The sequence below is a fragment of the Galbibacter sp. PAP.153 genome (genome assembly GCF_037029175.1).
Classification (GTDB): Bacteria; Bacteroidota; Bacteroidia; order Flavobacteriales; family Flavobacteriaceae; genus Galbibacter; species Galbibacter pacificus.
The window spans coordinates 1-20285 of record NZ_JAZEUN010000036.1; the positions used below are offsets into that span (position 1 = coordinate 1).

Below are 20285 nucleotides of genomic sequence, written 5' to 3' on the forward strand. Positions count from 1 at the left end.
AATAGTACCCAAAAATATCTTCAAGTTTATTTTCTGCGAGTTCTAGCCAATAAATTTCTAACCCCATTTTTGGATTTTAGCTTTCAAATCAGTCACTTTTATCATTCGTCCATTTTTAGAATCTTCCATTGCTTGGTCAATCTCAGCGTTATATTGCTCCATTGTCATTGGTTTGAAACTTTTTTCAATCAATTCAGCTTTTCTTTTACGCAATAATTTTTCAAGTCCGCTAACGATTTCTTCGTTTTGAAGCCTTAAAAATTCTTGAACAAATGATATTTTTCTTGCTTCTAAATCCATTTCTTTTGTCTTTTTATCAAAGATACAAAATTATCAATTTCGATTGTTTTTTTATGATTGTTGAATTTTTTTCCAGCTTGTTGCCAAATGGCTTTTACGATTGTTCTCTATTTTTTGAATTTTAAAGTTTTATATAATTCAAGATTCCTTTTTTTAGTTAGTTTTTTGTCCTCAAGATTCTAAAATGACAAAATGTTTGTCCATTTTAAAATAAACATAAAGAGAAATGTTAATCCCGTACTAGAAAATATCACACCCTGCCACAAATAAAGTTTTGAATTCCATTGTTTATGCATCTTTCTACCTACAATTTTAGCCGCTTTTCGGCCACTGAGCCCCTGCTGAAAATATAAACGTAATAGTTCGCGTACTTCTCTCATACCTATCGGATTGTTGGCCATTATCTGCTTTTTAAAAGTTAATGGCACTAAGATGAGAAAAGTGTCCGTTTTGCCCCGGATTGGGTGTCCGCTTTAAAACAGAATCACTGTCCGTTTTGAAACGGAACGGCTGTCCGCCTTCCAGCGGAATGGCTGTCCGTCTTCATCGGAATATGCACTAATTACATATAAACAAGTACTATTTTTAGTTTATTCAGGTCTATCTTAGTTAAGAGCCGTATACCAATAGAAAAATGCAGCTTTGTCTCTTGATTTTTTGAGTTTGTTCAAGAAGTTTAGCTCACCAGTAATTTCTAGTTTACTTACATCCTGACCATTAAATTTAACTATAGCCGAATAGTCTTTGTTTTTCAATTTTTTAGCTAGGTAAGCTGCTTTACCTGCTGCCAATATAGCATCTTCTATTTTGAAATTTTCAGCGATTAAAAATCCTTCGAACCTTCGTATTCCATTAGTGAGTTCCATAAACCTTGTTTTGTCTGGCTCTTCAGTATTCTTGGTTCGTTTAGCTATAAGTAAAGAAGTAGTAAAAATATCATCTAGTATATCTCCTAAACCAATTTCAAGTTCACGGTATCTAATTTCCTTACTTCCAATTTTCTCAAAGCTCAATGCTATTTCTTCTACGTTTTCGACTTCATCAAAAAGGCAACCTATATCAAAAAGTTGCTTAATAATCTCCTGCTCTTTGCCTTTGTCATAAAGGATTCCAACAGTATTTGGAGCAAATGCAGTAAGTTTATCGCCCAAAATAGATTCTATGGAGGGTACGGCTACCTCCAATATTTCTTCAGATTCAATCCACTCCGATCGTATAGGAGCTAACAACAATCTTGGGTAATCGGTTTTCTCAAATAAAAGATCTAACAGCACAAAATGAGCACTTTGGTTCAGGCTCGATTCATAATCAAATTCGTAATGAGCCTTTGGCACACCTTCTTTGTAACTTCTTCGATCTTGTAAATCCCATTTGGTGAAATGTGAACTCGCTACCACTTTGTCCAAAATAGCTTCTACTTCTTTACGGGTTTGAGTAGTAATTATATCGATATCAACAGAAAACCTTCTCGACTTAGCAAGTAGTAAAACGAGGCTTGTCCCTCCTTTAAAGGTAAAATCCAGACCATGAGCTTTTAACTGTTGTAAAAGTGATAGTGCTTGTATCATCTTCTCTAGAACTGGAGGATTGATACGCTTCAAATGCTTTTGCTGTTTAAAACCGTTGATCCACTCTTTAGTAAAACAATGTGCTTTTATCATTCTAAAATACCTTTTACAAAGTCACCAAAGTTGTTCTCTAAGTAACTTTTAATTTGAATCTCCTTATTTCTTCTTCTGGCGTAGCTAATGAGTTTGGTAAAGTTTATTTGATAGCGTTTCAAGGCATTTTCAAACAGTGTATCCATTTCACTTCCCTGAATAGCATAGAAGGTTACAGCATCGCTATACACATCAATTAGTATTTTCTCCAAGGTCGGCACATAGATGTTATCCTTGGACTTTTCCTTAACTGTAATTTTCTGTTTTGGCGAACGGCTGATTAATGGTTTAATGACTATAGAAATTTCGCTTTCTACATACCTTTCCATGATGTCCTCTGTAGGATCGAGGTACACCCTATACTGTTTAGATTCTGAATACGCATTGAATATTTCCTCTATAAAATCCTTTTCCACCTCCAGTATATAAAAGAAGGTTCCCAATTGATGCCGTGTAAAATCATTCAACCATTCAGTACTCCAAAGACAATAATCCAATTCGTCAAATTCTTTGGCCACAATCTTTGATAATTGAGCCAGTTTATTCGATACAAATGGTTTATAAGCTTCTTTATTTGAAATGGTATATACTCCCAACTTCACTTGATCAATCACCTTTCTCTTGACCAAATCATGAATTCTCCATGTTAATGCACTTTCCGTGAATTCCGGATTCAAATCATTCAAAAAGGAACTAAGGGTATCTCGGTCGAAATACCCTTTACTTTTAAAATGTTTTGATATTTGACGATCAATAATTTTAGACATAGCTCAATTTTGCCAGTATTTAATATTTTTGGCATATTTATGAATTACTCATTTTTGCCTTTACTACAAATATAGTGACATTTTTTAAAATTACTCATTTTTACCAGTAAAATCTATTTACTGGCATTTTTGAGTAAAAACGCCAAGACCTATCGATCCTATATCTAAAATGGCATTTTAAAATTCGCTAATAGCGATCTGCAAAAAACACGAGGTAAACCCATATCAGTGGCTCAAATATACCTTAGAGAATATCATGTCCATCAATCATAAAGATATCCGAAATCTTTATCCTCAGAACTACAAGAAATTAAAGCAAGTTTAGATCAAACAAAACCAGTAAATAAACTTACCCTAAGTTAAAAGATGTACTTGATGGGGTGCATACGTACCCAAAGGATATAAAAAAAGCCTTCCATATCCGAAGCCTTGAATTTACTGGTGGTCCCACATGGGCTCGAACCATGGACCCCCCTGATTATGAGATAGAAAATTTTACTTTCCTTTATTTTCTTATAATTTCTTTTACGCTGGTAACCAGTAATTTATGAATTGTTTTTTTGCTTCTGTTTTCAAAATAAGTACCTTTAATTGCAAATTTGTTGTACCTATGTTGTACCCAATATCTAAAGCACCATGGCAAGCATAAAAGTCATTTTACGTAAAAAACAACTCTCTGACGGGACATATCCTGTTTGTCTGCGAGTTACTAAAGATAGAAAAACCAAATACTTTAAAACCATTTATAATACCGCTCCTAATCATTGGGACAATGCCACCGGAACATTTAACAAAAGCTATGACAATTATATCCAAAGCAATCGTCTTTTGCTAAAGTTCAAGGCTAGGGCATTAAAAGTATATTCCGACCTTGAAATTGAAAAGGACAATTTTTCTTTGGAGGATTTCGAAAGCCGCTTTAGGATAGAAGCGAATCCAATAAAGCAAAATGTTTATAATTTCTGGGATGAAATCATTAGCGAAATGATCGATGCCGGGAGGACGGGCAATGCAAGGGCCAATAGGGACTCTTATAATTCCATCAAAAAATTTCATCCTTCAAATTCGCTCAATTTTCAAGACATCACTCCTACATTTCTAAACAAATATGAAGTCTTCTTAAGGTCAAGAGGGGGAACAGATGGAGGTATAGGGGTCCGTATGCGTGCAATCAGGGCTTTGTACAACATGGCCATAGAAAGGAACATTGTAAAAAAAGAGCTTTATCCTTTTGACGTCTATAAGGTTTCCAAGCTAAAGGGAAAAGGGATAAAAAGGGCCTTGGGCATCGATGAAGTTCAAAAGATCATCAACCTGGACATTGCGAAGCACCCACATTTAATTGATAGCAGAAATTATTTTGTGTTCAGTTTTTATACCAGGGGGATGAATTTTGCCGATATGATGAAGCTTAAATGGATGGATGTTTCAGAAGATAGAATATTCTATACCCGATCGAAGACAAAGGGGAATTTCATTATCAAAATACTCCCTCCTGTTCAGGACATATTGGATTATTATGGCCGAATTGGTAAAACCCAATATGTTTTCCCTATCCTTTTAAAGGATAAAATGACCCCAAGCCAAATAGAAAACAGAAAATCCAAGGCCCTAAAAAAATATAACAAAGACCTAAAAGAAATTGCCATGATATGCAAGATAGGCAAACCCATTAGCAGTTATGTGGCACGGCACAGTTTCGCCAATTGTTTGAAACAAAAGGGCATTGCTACCGATATTATAAGTGAGTCCATGGGGCATCAAAACGTGTCCATTACCCAAGCTTATCTGAAAGAACTTGATGGTTCGGTTTTGGATGAGGCATGTGAACTCTTATTGTAACAACAACTATTTGAAAACTGACCAACCATTTTGTTTCTGAACTTTTATCTAAAAAATCAAGAAACATATTCCCTCATTTGTAGCCTTACCCATTTGTATTCATTCCAGTAATTCTTGATAATCCAATTGTAGCCAATGGAAATTGTATTCCCTATCATAATTGCAACATGTCCGGTAGCATCAGAAAAATTAGCGTTTACGGCAACTACATCACCCGCTTGAGTTACATTAAAAAATTATAGCCCCTTTTCTCTTTCTTTTTTTAACATCCATTCCATAGCCTCATGATAATCATTTTCGAGCTCAGAATACACCCCATATTTAACCTTACACAAGTCCTTTCTTCTCAATTTATTTCTCCTAGATATTATTATGTTTGGAAAAGAGCTTGCACTTGTGTTGAACTCACGAGCTTCATGATTATATAGTTCTATACGTTCATTACCTATAGAGTCAAATTTTTTAAGTTCAAATAATATTTTACTTCCAACCCTCTTTTTCTTGTATTTTTCATAAACTTTACATGTATAATTATTCAATCTACTTTGCTTAAACTCATAATTTATTTCGCATTTATCGGGGAAGTAATTAGAATTCAATATAGTATCTATTTCTTCCATACTGTGCAAACTGTCGATTTGATGGTGGTTTTTCCTCAAAAAATATACTTTATTTTTATCATTTTCAACAACATCTATCCACAGTTCTCTTACCATTTCACTTTTGGACAACAACTTATCCTCCATGTTTGAAACATACAATTTAATTAAGAAAAATAATCCCAATAGGATTAAAACAAATAACACAACTTTTTTCATCTTTCTATTGAATATTATATTAATGTTGATAATAACTTCCCCCAGATCCTCCTCCTGAAAATCCACCGCCAGTAGGAATACTTGGATCCATGGGGTTAATTCTATAATTAATATAGACATTCATGTCTAATTGTTTTATAAGAGGAACATATGATGAATTTTCAATCCCTAAACTAGTGGCTTTTAAGGCAAATGCCGCTGCAGTTTTATAAATATATATGTCTGAAATTTCTCCAGCCGCTCCCATCGAAGACTTAACATTTCGAGCTATATTAATCAAATTATCATATACTTCATTTATATTCCTATCCATTTGATTGCCATAGGTCTCAAAAAAACCATTTCTTATATTTGATAAAAAATCACCAAAATCTGTAATTTCCAACAAAGATTCCGCCGCTATACTATATGCAATAATCTTGTTTAAATTCTTATAGTATTTTTTAGCTAAACGTATTGCCATTTTCGTTTTCCAACTTTCTTGAAACCCATGCGCCAAATGATTCAACCCACTTGTAATAGCTCCTTGCCGGACACCGTCCCAAAAATTCCCGCCACCGAGAACACTGCCAATACCTCCTGACACGGAACCACTTCCAACAATCCCAACAGCCTTCCATACTTTTCCGGCATTTTTTAATAATCGCCCTGCTCCAGTAGAAATACCGGAACTTATGCCCCCGGCCAATGCACCGCTCCAAAAATTACCTCCTTGTGCTGCTGACATCACACCTCCAGTAAGAGCATGAGCGCCTACTTGGAATGAACTCGATACAAGGGTAGATGACATGGATACTGCTATACTTCCGATACCGGCACTCGCAACACCACCAATGGCACCAAATAAAGCTGCTTTTCCTGCTCCTTCAAAAAAGCCCTTGCCATTTATGGTATTATTTATCCCATTTGCTCCTACACCTATAACTGCCCCCCATAAGGCTGCATCTATAAACGTTCCTATTCCAGGGAATATAAGACTGAAAAAGAACTCCCCACTAGGATCGTTGTAAAGTAACGGATTATTCAGCACATAACCATAACGGTTAAAGTTTTGGGTGTTGTAAGGATCTTGAATAAAATTATCGGGACTTAAAAAACGACCGAGATTCGCATCGTACATACGGCCGTTCATGTGGATGAGGCCCACTTCAAAGAAGTGTTCGTGGCCGGTATAGCCCCTGCCCAACAAACTATTGTGGGTAAATACCGTTGCCCCCGTACTGCTCCAGTACTTGTCCACGGCCCCCCAAGCCCCGAATTGCCGCTGTTCCTTTAGGTTGCCCGAGGCATCGGTAATGGCCATGATACTGCCCAAATAATCCCGGTGCAGGTAATGGAACCCATTTATAGCGCCACTCCCGGTCTTTTTGATATGGGCAATGGGTGCCGAATAGGCATCGCCTGCTATATAGGTAACTATTTTAGTGCTACCGGTTTGGGTATCTTCCACTATTTCTGCCGGAATAATGGCCGAATAATGTTTGTGGTACCTTCTCTCTTCCTTGTTCGTTTGTGCCCCCCCATAATAGGCATGGCTCCTGTTGAGCATCGGGCTGTATTCAAAGCTTGCCCTGCCATGGCCTTCTTCTGTAATCTCTACCGGCTTTTTAAACGCATTGTACGATATCTGTTGGGTAGGGTGCTGCTCATAATATGTACTACCTTTGGTATTGGGCGTAATTTCTTTTAAACGGTACACATTGTTGCTCTCGTATGCATACTCCCCTATATCCGTATTTTTGGTTATCCGCCCCCTATTGTCAAAGGCCATGGTTTTGGATACGCTACCGCTTATGGTCTTTAAACGGTCCAGATTGTCATACCCAAAGCTCTCGTTCCAACCAAATTTGTTGTTCTTTCTATTGTTCAGTGTCCCCCGCTGTACGTTAAAGCTATAGTCCAAATTTAAAGCCACAATGGTATTGGTACTGTTTTTCTTTTGGTCCACCGCCTTGTCTACATACCCATAGGCATCATAGGTGGTGGTTTGGGCCATCCCGTTGCCCAAAGTAATATCCAAAGCCTGTCCGCGGGCATTGAGTTCATTGACCTTCCATAAAACCGCAGCAGTGGCATTGTCCCTGATTTCTTCGAGAAGACCGGATGATGGGTCGTATACGTTTTTGGTGACAATGGTACTTGATGTTCCACTGCCTAAGCTTTTGGATATATACGTTTCCGTATTTATCCTTCCATAACCATCATAGTTCATCCGTTTTTCAAAGGAAGCTTTGCCGTTCACTTCTTTAACTGTGTATGGCCTTTTGTACGAATCGTACGTATATGTATAATTATAGGTTTCTGTATCCGTATTGTTAACCCCTGTTATGGAACTCACCAATTTAGTCGTGCCATTATACTGATAGGTAAGGGACATATTGGTATGGTCGCCGGTTATTTTCTTGGTGAGCATCTTGCCAACGGCACTATACGTATATTCGGTGCCCCCTTTTGGCGTTGTCTCTTTTAACAGCTGCCCCAAAATATCATATTCGTAGGTATAGGTGCCGGCTGCCGGATCGGTCAGTTTGGTTTTTCTCCCCCAACCGTCTATTTGTACGGTTACTTCGTGACCGCCATAATTGGCGGTTTTCATGACCCCGTTAGGATAATACGTATAGTTGACCGTTCCTCCCGGATCGGTTACTTTTGCTTTATTGCCCAAAGCATCTACGGTTGTGGTAACCGATTTAACACCATCGTTAACAGTAGAGGATTGGCCGCTATAGGTTACCCTTATATCTTTTCCGTTGAATAAAATTTGGTCAATTATCCGACCGTACTTATCGAATTTTGTTTCGTTCCATTGACTGGCACCACCGGTGTAAGGTTCACTCACCTTTACCTTTCTTCCCAACACATCGTATTGATATGCCTTGTATACCCATTGCCCGTTCAAGCTCAATGTCCCGGAGCGTGTTTTCCATCCAAAGGCATTGTACAGCACCTCTTCTTTGGCCCCTTCGGGGTAATTGGTGGTTACCTTCATCCCTCCACCGGTTTGCGGTGTATATACATGGGTAGTGGTCTTGTTCAAATAATTCTTTTCACTTTTCAGGCGATCCCATGCATCGTACGTAAAGGTTGTTGTGAGCCCGTAAGGGTTTGTTGTCGTGTCCGGATTACCGGTAACGGCATCATAGGTATAGGTAGTTGAAAGCCCTTCTACATCGGTTGACTTGGTCAAGAACCTTCCCCCATAAGTAGAAGCGTATTCAAATTCCTCTATTCGGTTTGCCCCACCTCCGCTCAGCTGTTTGGATTTAACATTTCCATAAGTATCATAAGTAAATGTCTCCGTTAACCAATCCGTACCATTTCCGCGCTTCTTCATGGTTTTAACGAGGTTTCCTTCATAGGTATAGGCTTCTTCAGAGGTCATGGAACTTCCCCCGAGAACGGTGCGCTCTGTTTTGTTCATGACCCGCCCTATATGATACGAAGTGTTGTTTGCGGACGGATTGTTGCTGTACTTATAGCTAATGGTTTTACTCCCCCCCGGGAAAGCCGTATAGGTCTTTGTAACGTTTTTATGATCATCGTATGTGTAGGTTTCGGTTGTTGTAACGCCCGTCAATACATTCTCGCTCGTTGTTTTCTTCAATGTCAGGTCAGAAACCCCTGCATACCCACTGGCACCCGGCTGGTCTTCAGGCGGTACTACCCTGGCAATATAGGTGCCATTGCTTCCATTGGCATAAAAACCGGGCAAAAGGGTTATTGAATTGGAGGCTTCATCTGTTTTTTGACCCGAAATGGGGGAATCTATTTGTTTGTCAGAATCATATTGTGGTCTTGACGGTGAACTTGGATTTGCTATCAGTTTATAATCATAATCATAGGTTGTATGGCTTAAATTATCACTGGGATAGGATGAAGTTGACACCCACTCTTCCGTAACGGCACCCCGTAGCATCGGATCGTGATCTGAGATATTCCATATGGTCTCGACATTAGTTCCCTGCCAATTGCTCCGCATGACCCTCGTAAAGCCTAAAAAGCCCAAACCTGTAGCATGCGACACGGCTCCTTTATAATAAAACTGTTTCGTTCGGGTCATTCCCGATCCCGTCTGTTCCAATTCGCTTACCACATTAAATGAGGGGGCCACATCCACATTCACATACGGATAGGTTTGTGTAGTCCCGGCACTGTATACCTGGGAATAATATCCTCCATCGCCTGTATAATGAATATCGACTTTACCATAACTGATCTCCGTGGTAATTCCATTGTTGGAGACCGACTGCAATAAAACCTCCTTTCGGTGGTCCTTGGTGAATTCAAATGAAGTCACTGAATTATCACTCATGGTAGCAAAATCCAAATTTCCATTGGGCCTGTTTGAGCTTAAAAATATAGGGACAGGAAAATGTTCCAGTTCACCGGTATAATACCCGGTAGCTGCAAGTGAAAAATAGGGCCTTGCGCTAGATGTGGATGAAGTTTTATTTTGATACAACCTAATGGTCTGAGAACCATTAAGGCCATTTTCATTGGTTGTATTCTGAAAATCTATGATATCGGTTCTATTATCCCCATTGATATCCACCGGTATCAAATCATATCCTTTAACGGTAGAGGGATAATTGTCAACGTCGTATTCTTTGTACCTAAATGGATATGCGGTGTTCCCATAAACCTGAAAACCATTCCCTGTAGACATAAAAAGTGTAAACACAGTGGAATCTTCTGCCACCGGTATCAAGAAATCGGCTTTTCCATCACCGTTATAATCCCCCGGCAATATTCTATAATCCATTTTAATCCTACTATCACTTAATGGTGACCATAAAAGATCAAGAGAGGTATTGTCTTCATTCAAACCATATACATACACTTTTCCTTCCCTAAATTGTAAAATATCCGTTTTTCCGTCTCCGTTTGCATCCAATGCGTGAATTTCATCAGAGTCTTTAAGATTATAGTTTAGGTTACCAAGCATCTTGGTGGAACTGTTGATGTCTGAATTTCTATTCAAAGGAATCAACCTCACCGTTGAATAACCATATGTAGCTGTTTGACAATCGCATAGAGGTTTTGCTCGAATTGGATCCTCATCTCTTATATAACAATTTACTGCTGAGTAACTCTTGGAAATACTGACAACATCAGTAAGGCCATCGCCATCAAAATCCCCGGAAATATATTTCTGCGGCAGTCTGTACCTTCTAACGCCTCCATCGGGGTCGCTAGTTGGGGCGCATTGATCTATCGTATAATAGGTAGGCGCATCCCATGTTTTTTCATATTTCAATGCAACGGGCTGTGCAGCTCCGCCATAACCAATAACTTTGAATTTTGTACGGTTGTTCGAAATATTTTGAATCACTACCACAGCCTGATTTGGCATGAGTTTATTTTGGTAGTTTAAAAATGTTACCGGAAAAATGTCTTCAAATTTTCCTCCGGTAGACACTTCATGCCCGAAATTCATATAGGTACTGTTCTGGATGTCCTCAAACAACCAAAACTTTTTCTTTGCTTCCGTCCCGGTGGTTGGGTAAATGGCAAAGTCCATTTTTCCATTCCCGGTGAAGTCCATAGAAACATATTTCGAATTTCTTTGCTCTATGTTGATCACGGAAAGGTCTTCCGGTTGCCTGTTAGTAGGGACAATACTATTTGTTGTATTCCCGTAACTAAAGGTAATAGGGTTTCTCGAAAGGCTGTTGTCGCCTGTCTTTTCTTGAACCTTGGTTAACCGATCATACCCCAGGCTTGTATGATCGTGTGTCAACACATAATTCCTATATCCTATCCCTCCATTACCTTTTACTTGTATTTGAGTTAGTAACTGAGACCTTATGAAACTGGTTCCGTTAATATAGGATTGTTCCTTTCTCTCTCTGCTCCCGTATACAAATTTAATGGTGTTTATAGGGGTGCCGGTCGTTCGGGCCCCATAACTGATCTCATCTATTTTTATTCCATTATTATCTGAAGAATACGTGTAATTAATACGTACCCCTTGTGGGTTTTGCCAATAGGAGATGGCATAATCGACCCTGCTCCTGGAATCATTATTTAACCCATAATGGGCAAAAGACCCGTCAGGGTATCGAACTGTAAAATATCTAGGGCCATTTACCCCGCTTGTAGGGTGCGTACCATGAGAGGTTATCTTGACATTTGAATAATTTTCTGTTTGATATACAGCTCCACTCCCTCCATAGGTTCCACTTTTTAATATCAAACGTTGCCCATCGAACGAGAAACGGTCGTTAGCATCAAAATCGACCCCGTCTATTTTGTTGTCATGGTACTGAGTTGACGGAATCCTCGTAATCATTGAAATACCGGAGATGTTCCATCCCCAACCGGCCAGTCCATTTCCTCCTTGACTGTTGTACGCTAGGGAAATTTCAGGTTGAACACCGTTAATCCCGGGCGGTACATCAATAGGGATATTGTAATTTGCGCCTCCAGTCAAGGACACCGAAAGCGCTCCCATGGTACTTCCGGTTATGGTGCCGCCAGAGCTCCTGGATGCCATTACGGGTTGATCTTCTGCTTGACTTTCGGCAACCTCCATCTCTTTGACTTCTTGGGTCACCTCTTTTGCTTTGATTGTTTTCACTTCTAATTCCTGCGAAGAAACACAAGGAATCGTGAGACCTGTTAAAAATACAACGAGTAGTAATTTTTTCATGAGGTAGTATTTAGGCTATTTTTTAATCACTTTAAAAGTTTCTTGATGGCTGTCTTGGTAAGTTACCAACAGCAAGTACAGTCCCGAAGGGTACCTGCCGAAATCTATGTTCAACTGCCCTGACAGGGAGTTGATCTCTTGCGTAAACAGGATCCGCCCGTCTGTTCCATATATGGCCACCTGCTTTATGGCATTCTCGCTTTCTACCCACACGACGTTCAACAGATCGGTAACGGGGTTGGGGTAGGCGGTAATCATGGACCGGTCATCGGTTTCTTCTATTTTTTCTTCTTCCTCAGGGGTCTCGGCTATCAGTTCTTTTTTAGAAACGGCAGTTTTGGCACTGGAACAATTTACGCACACACGGCCCCTTAAAATCTGGTTGCCCGCGCTATCGTAGCTGAACTTAATCTTATATTCTTCGGATTGTGCTTGTATGGCAAAAGATGTCAAGCAAACAAAAATCGTTACAAGTAATTTTATTTTCATGGCTTTTGGTTTTCTTTTTCTAATAATTGGTTCATTAACTGCTCCATAGCTGTCATTTTTTCCTGAAGCATGGTATATTTGCTTTCCAATGTTTTATACTCTTTTAATTTCTTTTCTTGCCTGATAGCATAAAGCGTAAGCTCTTCGATTTTCTGCAAGAGTTTGATTTGAAATTCCCCTACATTCACCCCATCCTGCTCCATTTCTTCTGCCGAAGCTATTTCAGGAAGGTGTTTATGTTCTTTTACATAGCTCTCTATAAAATCCAAACCGGGTAAATTGTAACCATCTTCAAATACAAAATCGGCGGTGGGCGTGGTGGTGACCTTTATTTCTTTGGCTTCGAGTTTTCCGTTCAGAAAAGCATTCCCCTTATGAGAAATTGTAAGTAAAGTACCCCTAGAATTTTTAAAATTATATCCTCTAACAGAAGAACTGTTCTCAAAATTAATCCCATCATCATTTACACCAACATTTAGCGTATAACCACTAGAGTTGGTGCCATATGCAAAATTTATACCTTGCCCCCCAACACTTATAGATAATGGAGAGCTAGGGCTGATTGTTCCTATTCCTAGTTTATCCTCCAATATTAATCTACCAGCATTGATTTTTTCAGATTTAATATCATATGAGTTAATATTTCCAACTTCAATCCCTGTACGGTTATAATCTGGGTCTATGTTCCAGAATATCAATGCCTTTTTGTTCCCATCATAAAACAATCGGGCACCATAACCGTCATCATAAGATGAATTGTATGGTTTTATGGTAAAGTAGCTGTTGGTATGGGTCAATATTCCGGAATAGGATTGCGCATTCGTACTTAAGCAACCTATTGCACTTACCAGTAAAAGAATTATTTTTTTAATCATGTGCTTCTTGTAATTTTTCAATTGATTCCTGTTGATTTTTTATCACTTCAGTAAAATGTTCAATGACATTTTCATAGTTATCCATTCTTTTCTCTTGATCGATTGCATAAAGGGTGAGTTCCTCAATTTTTTGCAGTAATTGTATTTGGAATTCCCCTATGTTCACCCCATTTTCTTTCATCTCCTTAGCTGAATCTATTTCGGGAAGGTGCTTGTTCGTTTTTATAAAATCTTCTAACATTTCAAGGGAAGGTATTCGGTACTCTTCTTCAAAAACAAAGTCAGCTGTGGGTGTATTTGTCACTTTAATTTCTTTGGCTTCCAATTTGCCATTGACAGCTTGGTTACCGGTATTATGTAACACTTTTGTCCAAATCCCTTCACCATCTCGGTTGGTGCTCCTAAAATACATTACGGGCTTTTGAAAATCGTTTTTAACGGCAATCTGACCTGAATATCGATATTCAGAGGAGTTTGAGCCGTGATTCATGTTAATACCCCAAAACCAACCATAAGGTTCAGGAGAATTAGCAGACTCAAAGCCTTCATAGAATCCACTTTGCCAAATGATGTTCCAGTCCACTACTTGATCTGGATCATTTATTTTGACCTTATTCGCTACAATGTTACCTGCCACATGAAGTAATTCTTGTGGCGCCCCTGTTCCTATACCTATTTTTCCACCCAATATTTCAAGTGCGTCATTGTTCCTAAGTAAAAATCGCATATCATAATCTGAGATAGGATCATTAGAAAAATCTAAAAATGGCAAACCGTCTCCTCGCAACTCTATAGATGCCCCTTGAGTTGTGGACAGTTTTGCTCCTGATCCCCATGTCAATGTTCCATTGATATCCAAGGTAGATCTTGGATTTGTTGTCCCAATCCCTACATTTCCAGAAGTAGGAAATATATTTGTTTGCAGAAAACAAATTGATGGCATTAAAAGCATTATAAACTTCAAACAATTTTTATTTCTCATGGTTTTCTTTTTAATTCTGTTATCTCTGCTTTCAGTGTCTCTATTTCCTTTTGTTGTTGGATGGTATACAGCATTAACTCTTCAATTTTCTGAAGCAACTTAGCGTCCATTTCTCCTAGTAGAATACCATTTTCTTCTACATCCTTAGCTGATGGAATATCTTTTAAATGCCCTTTTTCCTGAATGTGTTTTTCCACTTCTTCCAATGTTGGCAGGTCATAATCGTTTTCGAAAACAAAGTCGCTCCAACCGGTCTCTACTTTAATTTCTTTGGCACGAATTTTTCCGTTGACCGCTAGTTTCCATGGACCGGGAATATTGGTTCCCAAACCTACATTGCCAGTGAAAATATCCGCAAACAAAAAGGCTGTGTTTAAAAATTCAGTATTCGAAAATTCTAGATTTTCCCCTCTTGCTCCACGAACAAAATATGTTCCTTCATCCTGCCAAACAATTCCTCCAATATCATTATAGGTACCACCAGGCCTTACCCATTTTTGAATACTTTGGTCCCATTTGGGCGGTCCATAATTACCTGTTAGCCAATCATCCCTAAGCCAACCGTTTTCTCCACTTCCCACAGTTGTACTAATAGTTGTCTTTCTTATTTTTACACCATTTGTTACGTGAAGTTTATATTCTGGACTTCCTGTCCCAATTCCAACATTTCCAATGGAATTGATCATCATGTCTCCTCCACTTCTGTTATTGACCCTAAAAAGCATTTCGTCTTTAGAATGATTATACTGTATTCCCCCAACAAAATCATCGTCCTGATCAGCGAACCCATAATAGCCACTATTAACATTAGGCGTTAGGATGGTAATCATTCCTTGGTCATCATCTTCTATTATTACATCAGAAAGATAATGTCCTGTCCCACCTGATGAACCATTAAACACATGCAGCTTTTGTGTTGGTGATAGAATTCCTATTCCAACATTCCCGGAGGCAGGAAATTTATTAGACTGGGAATGCCCTAATACAGGGAATACCAAAAGGGCCAAAAATAGATTTTTCATAATTTCTCTTTAACCTTATTTAATTCTTCTTTTAATTCTTCAATCACTTTAGATTGTATTTTATTTTGGTTCTGAAGCTCTTGCATCATCTTTTGCTGCTCAATAGCATATAATGTCAACTCTTCTATCTTCTGTAATAACTTTGCACCCATTTCTCCTAGATAAATTCCTTCTTTTGCTACTTGCTCAGCTGATGGGATATCTTGTAAATGCCCTTTCTCTTGAATATGTTTCTCGACTTCCTCAAGTGTTGGCAACTTATAACTCTCCTCGAATACAAAGTCGCTCCAACCGCCTACTTCCACCTTTACCTCTCGTGCTCCGATTGAGCCTTCAACGGCTAGTTTGTGACTTCCTGTTTCATCGGTTCCAATACCTACATTTCCATTTCCTTCTCCGTTTAGAATGATGTTTCTTGAACCGAGAATAGAATTATCAATATGTAACCTGTTATTTGTATCCATCCAGAAATAAGACGATTGCCCTTGAGAAGAATTTTTAAGTTGGATACCACTTCTCAGGTCATCGGCCTCCTTTTGTATAATCGCTAACTTTCCTCCCGATGTATTGGATGTTCCCAATCCGGTATTTCCATCTTCATCCATAAAAATACCATACGTATAATTAGAGAGATCATTGTATATAAAAAGTCCCCCATATGAATTACGGATTGCCATTTTCTTTGTAGAATTGTTAGTAGGGTTTAAAACAATATATCCATTATCAATCCCTATAACCCCCTTTACATCAAGTTTATATTCGGGAGAATTGGTCCCTATACCTATATTTCCATTCTGATTGACCACAAACCTGCTCTCCCATGTGATACCACCATTTGAAGAACTACTTATACCAAATACATTCTTATTGTTATTGGATTGTCCAAAATAAAATGCTTGCTGATTTGTTCCATTTGTATTATTCTCAATAAAATATCCGTAATTTCCCCCAGTTGATTCCAAATTAAATCCAAAGTCATTACTTCTGTCGATATGGGAACTGGCAATAAAACCAGTACCGCTTTTTACTTCCCATTGAGCACTCACTCTAATCGATGCAAGTATGATTAAGGGTGCCAATAATATTTTATATTTCATAATTTAATTTTCTAATTCTTCAATTCTTTTCTCCAATTCATTAATTCTATTATTTAGTCTTGCATTTACTTTATTTGCTTCAATGGTATAAAGTACCAGCTCTTCTATCTTCTGTAACAGTTTAGCATTCATTTCACCTAAATGGATTCCATTCTTTTCTACCTCTTTAGCTGATGGGATATCTTTTAAATGCCCCTTTTCTTGAATGTGTTTTTCCACTTCTTCCAATGTTGGCAAATCATAATTGTTTTCGAAGACGAAGTCGCTCCAACTGGTTTCGACTTTTACTTCTTTGGCTCTTATTTTACCGTTGACGGCTAGTTTCCATCCATTCGCATTGGTAGTTCCGATACTCACATTATTATCGAAATACCAATTTCTATTGTAATTATGAAAACCAAATTCGTTTGCCCAATCCCAACCCGAATTATCAATTGTTCTAGGCGCTATTAAACTTCTGTTATCAGTACCATTTCGATGGACTTGACTAAATGCCAATTGCTCTTGGGTGTTTTTTAAAATTTGTAGTGTTCCATAAACGTCAAGTTTAGCTTCTGGATTCATTGTGCCTATACCAACATTACCAGAAGTCCCATACATATTGGGATCAAGTATAATATTATACTGAGCACCTAAAACAAGGTTTGCCGGCTCACTATTCAAATCGGATCGGGTCGAGAATATTTTAAAAATGCCCTCTTCTTCTGTACTAAATCGAGCCAGTGATTTTGAACCTTCTATTCTTAGTTTGGCATCTAAAGTCCCTGTTCCAATACCCAAATTGCCCGAAATTGTAATATCTCCATTTTCTCTAAATACAGTTTGGCTAGACCATAACCAATCACCGTTTAAATCAGGGGCTATAAACATATCTTGCCTTCCATCATCAGGAGTATGAAATTGCCATTTATTGTTTCCTCCAGAAATAATATCCTGAGCATCAAGATTGAATGATACCATTACACATATCAATAAAAAATAATCCTTCATTCCTTTAATTTTGATAATTCTTGTCTCAATTCAGATAAAAGCATAGCCTGTTGTTTCATTAACTCTTCTTGTTTTATGTTTTCTTCCTTTAATTCAATTATATACAATGTCAACTCTTCAATTTTCTGCAGCAACTTTGCATTCATCTCACCTAGGTAGATTCCGTTATTTTCTACATCTTTAGCAGAAGGGATATCTTTTAAGTGACCTTTCTCTTTTATATGCTTTTCCACTTCTTCAAGGGTTGGGAGTTCATAATTTTCTTCAAAGACAAAGTCGCTCCAGCCATCCACATCTACTTTTACCTCTTTAGCCGCTAATCGTCCCTTTATGCCCAGGTTCCCTTCACTAGCATTCAAATACATACCATAATAATCCGGTTTGGTTGCATTTCTCCCGGTTCCCCAATAAAAATTACCATTTGAATGCATCCCAAACATTAATTCATCCTCTTCGCCGGGATGGAATACCATTGCTCCTGAACCGCCCCCTGTAAATTCAATCCGGTTTGAAAAGCCATTAACTGAAGCTACTGAGTTTTGAGAATCTATACTTAAACTATTTACTTTAGTAACCCCATTGACATCCAATTTTGCAATAGGGTTGTTGGTCCCTATCCCCACATTCCCGGCATCTATCCATGAAGAATGGCTACCGGAAGAGGTAAAACGGATTCTTTCCTCATGGGTATTTTCATCCAACGCCTGGTATAGACTTAAATATGAAATCAATTCAGCTCCACTATACCCCCCAGGCCTTATCTCTATTTTATTGTGGGCATACCGTCCTTTCGGGGTCCCCATAACCAAAGAATGTCGGTTCCAATAAAAATGGGTTTCCCCCCAGCGATCGCCATTGTCATCCCCTATATTGTACAAATAAAAATCCCCGTTTACTTGCAGCTTTGCCCCAGGTGTCCTTGTCCCTATCCCTACATTTCCTCCTCCAGACGGAAATACTATAAAATTCCCTGTTCCTGTTTTGAATGTTAAATCCCTATTTTGGTATGTGAAAAGGGTAAAGTCATCCCCATCACCGAAACTTTGTTCTGCCTCATTCCACATAAACCCTGCATAATAGTCACTTGAGTTTCCAAAGCGCATAAACTTGTATGTTCCGGAAGAACCTAATTGAGGGTTTAGATAACCTACGTCATAGGTCTGTGCTGTGCCCTGTTGGACACAAAGCATAATCCCTATCATGTACAATGCTTTATTTTTCATTTCGTCTTTTTAATCCGTTTATTTCTTGTTGCTGGAGTTCATTCTCTTTCTTGAGCTCGATTACATATAGAGTCAGTTCCTCAATTTTTTCAAGGAGTTTCATGTTCATTTCTTTTAGATTGATCCCTTCTTCTTCCATTTCTTTTGCCGAAGGAATGTTCGGTAAATGGCCTTTTTCGTTGATATGTCCCTCGACCTCTTTTAAACTTTTTAAATGATAATCATCTTTAAACACATAATCCGGAGGGACCGTGCCATTTAAATCCAGCCTTACTTCACTGGCGTGAATATCTCCTGCCACCATTAGTTTTGCATCAGGGTATATAGAGCCAATGCCCACATTCCCATTCTGCCGGATGGTAAAATCCGGTGTATGGACAAAATTCCCGTTCCCGTCCCGGATTTCGCTCCGCTGACTGATAAAAAAATCTGAATTGGGCGCCCCGCCGCGGTACAAGAGCCCGGCATGCCATGCATATTGGTTCCCCTGTCCAAAAGACACCACTGCCCTGTCCCTTCCTGAGCTTCCCCTGTTGATCCTAAAATAGACGTTGTCCCTTTCATTGACACTGCTAAGGCGCATTTCCTGGTACACGTCCAGTCGGGCTTGTGGTTCTGCTATTCCAAGGCCCAGAAAGTCATTCTCATCGGTAACAAGCACACTCCTCCAATTTGACCATCTGTCCTCTCCGGGGAACCATTGGCGCAATTTTAAATCCCCATCGGGATAATGGGTCGTTGTTAATTCGAAATTTCGATATGAGCCGGCGTTCATGGTAATCTTGGAACCGTAAGGGTACGTCCAGTTCAACGTATTGGTCGCGCCCGGTCCGCCTTGGTAATAAAGTCCGTACTGGATATGCTCCGGGCTTAGGTTTTCATCGTATTGTTTCTGTGGGATTGCCAGCCATGTAAATAAAAAGGCTGCCAAAGCGATAAACGCTTTTAGGGTAGATGTTATGTCCATAGGCAGGTATAGTTAGGGTCAATATTATCAAAGTAAAAAGTTTAGGTATTTTCAAAAATAGAAAATTTTCTTGTTTAGAAAAATTTTTATGTTAATTTTTTTAACAGTCGGTTTTGATATAATTCAATCCCCCGGTATCAGAATCTTTAAAATAATGGAATATTATTGGGCGTGTTCGCCCAATTCATGGGTTTACGGAAAGGAAAACCGTAGGTATTAAACAGATCAACAAGTGTATGGACGGCAAGGGTGTTTATTTTCAGCATTCGTTTTTGTACAATTCAGTTGAGCCAACTATGAGCCCATTGTGAGCCGACTGAGCCGACTCTCAGTTTATATGTTGCAATAAACAGTACCTTGGTGCCGGTATTTCCTTTTTGTTTGCTTTTAAGCCTTGGTCATTGTACAATTATTGACCAATTAGCGGCCATTTTTATTTAAACCCATATTTTGCCCCCCTTCCTTTACTCCCTGATTGTTTGAGAATGCCTTTTTCTAGCAGTAACTAGAATGGATATTCAATAGCAATGCCCCAATGTTGCCCAATTATTGCCCTATTGGTTTGTACGATACGCCAGCCCCCGAAGTGCCTATTTTTAT

The 20285-nt window shown here is 38.7% G+C and carries 14 protein-coding genes and 1 pseudogene; 2 read left to right on the plus strand and 13 right to left on the minus strand.

What is annotated here, in order from left to right; translation table 11 throughout:
- Positions 1–57: 57 nt before the first annotated feature.
- The 3 genes from UXI14_RS17165 to UXI14_RS17175 form a co-directional block, all read right to left on the minus strand.
- Positions 58–300, minus strand: a complete 243-nt coding sequence (locus tag UXI14_RS17165; protein WP_335967202.1) for a hypothetical protein — start codon at positions 298–300, stop codon at positions 58–60.
- A 605-nt stretch (positions 301–905) separates the two neighbouring features.
- Positions 906–1961, minus strand: coding sequence for a nucleotidyl transferase AbiEii/AbiGii toxin family protein (locus tag UXI14_RS17170; RefSeq protein WP_335967203.1), 1056 nt, complete (start codon positions 1959–1961; stop codon positions 906–908).
- The gene (locus UXI14_RS17175) at positions 1958–2728 is read right to left on the minus strand and encodes a DUF6577 family protein (protein WP_277900087.1); all 771 of its coding nucleotides are present in this window, start codon (positions 2726–2728) and stop codon (positions 1958–1960) included. Before UXI14_RS17175 ends, UXI14_RS17170 begins: the two co-directional genes overlap by 4 nt.
- 193 nt (positions 2729–2921) lie before the next feature.
- On the opposite strand from UXI14_RS17175, the pseudogene UXI14_RS17180 reads away from it, so the two are divergent.
- Both UXI14_RS17180 and UXI14_RS17185 read left to right on the plus strand, forming a co-directional pair.
- A pseudogene (locus UXI14_RS17180) lies at positions 2922–3053 on the plus strand (transposase domain-containing protein); the annotation flags it as partial.
- 311 nt (positions 3054–3364) lie between these two features.
- Positions 3365–4570, plus strand: a complete 1206-nt coding sequence (locus UXI14_RS17185; RefSeq protein ID WP_335967204.1) for a site-specific integrase — start codon at positions 3365–3367, stop codon at positions 4568–4570.
- A gap of 236 nt (positions 4571–4806) precedes the next feature.
- Here the strand turns inward: UXI14_RS17185 and UXI14_RS17190 are convergent, their stop codons facing one another.
- The 10 genes from UXI14_RS17190 to UXI14_RS17235 are packed head-to-tail and all read right to left on the minus strand — an operon-like array spanning position 4807 to position 19685.
- On the minus strand, positions 4807–5508 hold the full coding sequence (locus UXI14_RS17190; protein ID WP_335967225.1) for a hypothetical protein: 702 nt from the start codon (positions 5506–5508) through the stop codon (positions 4807–4809).
- Entirely contained in the window at positions 5408–12040 is a 6633-nt protein-coding gene (locus UXI14_RS17195) for an RHS repeat-associated core domain-containing protein (protein ID WP_335967205.1), read from the minus strand. Before UXI14_RS17195 ends, UXI14_RS17190 begins: the two co-directional genes overlap by 101 nt.
- A 15-nt stretch (positions 12041–12055) precedes the next feature.
- Complete coding sequence (locus tag UXI14_RS17200; protein WP_335967206.1) at positions 12056–12529, minus strand: T9SS type A sorting domain-containing protein; 474 nt, start codon at positions 12527–12529, stop codon at positions 12056–12058.
- Positions 12526–13404, minus strand: coding sequence for a hypothetical protein (locus tag UXI14_RS17205; RefSeq protein ID WP_335967207.1), 879 nt, complete (start codon positions 13402–13404; stop codon positions 12526–12528). The genes UXI14_RS17200 and UXI14_RS17205 overlap by 4 nt, the downstream gene beginning before the upstream one ends.
- On the minus strand, positions 13397–14386 hold the full coding sequence (locus UXI14_RS17210) for a hypothetical protein (protein ID WP_335967208.1): 990 nt from the start codon (positions 14384–14386) through the stop codon (positions 13397–13399). Before UXI14_RS17210 ends, UXI14_RS17205 begins: the two co-directional genes overlap by 8 nt.
- Complete coding sequence (locus UXI14_RS17215; RefSeq protein ID WP_335967209.1) at positions 14383–15408, minus strand: hypothetical protein; 1026 nt, start codon at positions 15406–15408, stop codon at positions 14383–14385. Before UXI14_RS17215 ends, UXI14_RS17210 begins: the two co-directional genes overlap by 4 nt.
- Positions 15405–16487 (minus strand): hypothetical protein, encoded by a 1083-nt coding sequence (locus UXI14_RS17220; protein WP_335967210.1) that lies wholly within the window; start codon positions 16485–16487, stop codon positions 15405–15407. Before UXI14_RS17220 ends, UXI14_RS17215 begins: the two co-directional genes overlap by 4 nt.
- Positions 16488–16508: 21 nt before the next feature.
- A complete protein-coding gene (locus tag UXI14_RS17225; protein ID WP_335967211.1) occupies positions 16509–17495 on the minus strand; it encodes a hypothetical protein in 987 nt (328 codons plus the stop codon).
- Positions 17492–18718 (minus strand): hypothetical protein, encoded by a 1227-nt coding sequence (locus UXI14_RS17230; RefSeq protein WP_335967212.1) that lies wholly within the window; start codon positions 18716–18718, stop codon positions 17492–17494. The genes UXI14_RS17225 and UXI14_RS17230 overlap by 4 nt, the downstream gene beginning before the upstream one ends.
- Positions 18708–19685, minus strand: a complete 978-nt coding sequence (locus tag UXI14_RS17235; RefSeq protein WP_335967213.1) for a hypothetical protein — start codon at positions 19683–19685, stop codon at positions 18708–18710. The genes UXI14_RS17230 and UXI14_RS17235 overlap by 11 nt, the downstream gene beginning before the upstream one ends.
- Positions 19686–20285: the final 600 nt, after the last annotated feature.

Excerpts from the sequence above, each read along its gene's own strand:
- UXI14_RS17165 (WP_335967202.1), bottom strand. The coding sequence starts at position 300 with ATGGATTTAGAAGCAAGAAAAATATCATTTGTTCAAGAATTTTTAAGG.
- UXI14_RS17170 (WP_335967203.1), bottom strand. The coding sequence starts at position 1,961 with ATGATAAAAGCACATTGTTTTACTAAAGAGTGGATCAACGGTTTTAAA.
- UXI14_RS17175 (WP_277900087.1), bottom strand. The coding sequence starts at position 2,728 with ATGTCTAAAATTATTGATCGTCAAATATCAAAACATTTTAAAAGTAAA.
- UXI14_RS17185 (WP_335967204.1), top strand. The coding sequence starts at position 3,365 with ATGGCAAGCATAAAAGTCATTTTACGTAAAAAACAACTCTCTGACGGG.
- UXI14_RS17190 (WP_335967225.1), bottom strand. The coding sequence starts at position 5,508 with ATGTCTATATTAATTATAGAATTAACCCCATGGATCCAAGTATTCCTA.
- UXI14_RS17195 (WP_335967205.1), bottom strand. The coding sequence starts at position 12,040 with ATGAAAAAATTACTACTCGTTGTATTTTTAACAGGTCTCACGATTCCT.
- UXI14_RS17200 (WP_335967206.1), bottom strand. The coding sequence starts at position 12,529 with ATGAAAATAAAATTACTTGTAACGATTTTTGTTTGCTTGACATCTTTT.
- UXI14_RS17205 (WP_335967207.1), bottom strand. The coding sequence starts at position 13,404 with ATGATTAAAAAAATAATTCTTTTACTGGTAAGTGCAATAGGTTGCTTA.
- UXI14_RS17210 (WP_335967208.1), bottom strand. The coding sequence starts at position 14,386 with ATGAGAAATAAAAATTGTTTGAAGTTTATAATGCTTTTAATGCCATCA.
- UXI14_RS17215 (WP_335967209.1), bottom strand. The coding sequence starts at position 15,408 with ATGAAAAATCTATTTTTGGCCCTTTTGGTATTCCCTGTATTAGGGCAT.
- UXI14_RS17225 (WP_335967211.1), bottom strand. The coding sequence starts at position 17,495 with ATGAAGGATTATTTTTTATTGATATGTGTAATGGTATCATTCAATCTT.
- UXI14_RS17230 (WP_335967212.1), bottom strand. The coding sequence starts at position 18,718 with ATGAAAAATAAAGCATTGTACATGATAGGGATTATGCTTTGTGTCCAA.
- UXI14_RS17235 (WP_335967213.1), bottom strand. The coding sequence starts at position 19,685 with ATGGACATAACATCTACCCTAAAAGCGTTTATCGCTTTGGCAGCCTTT.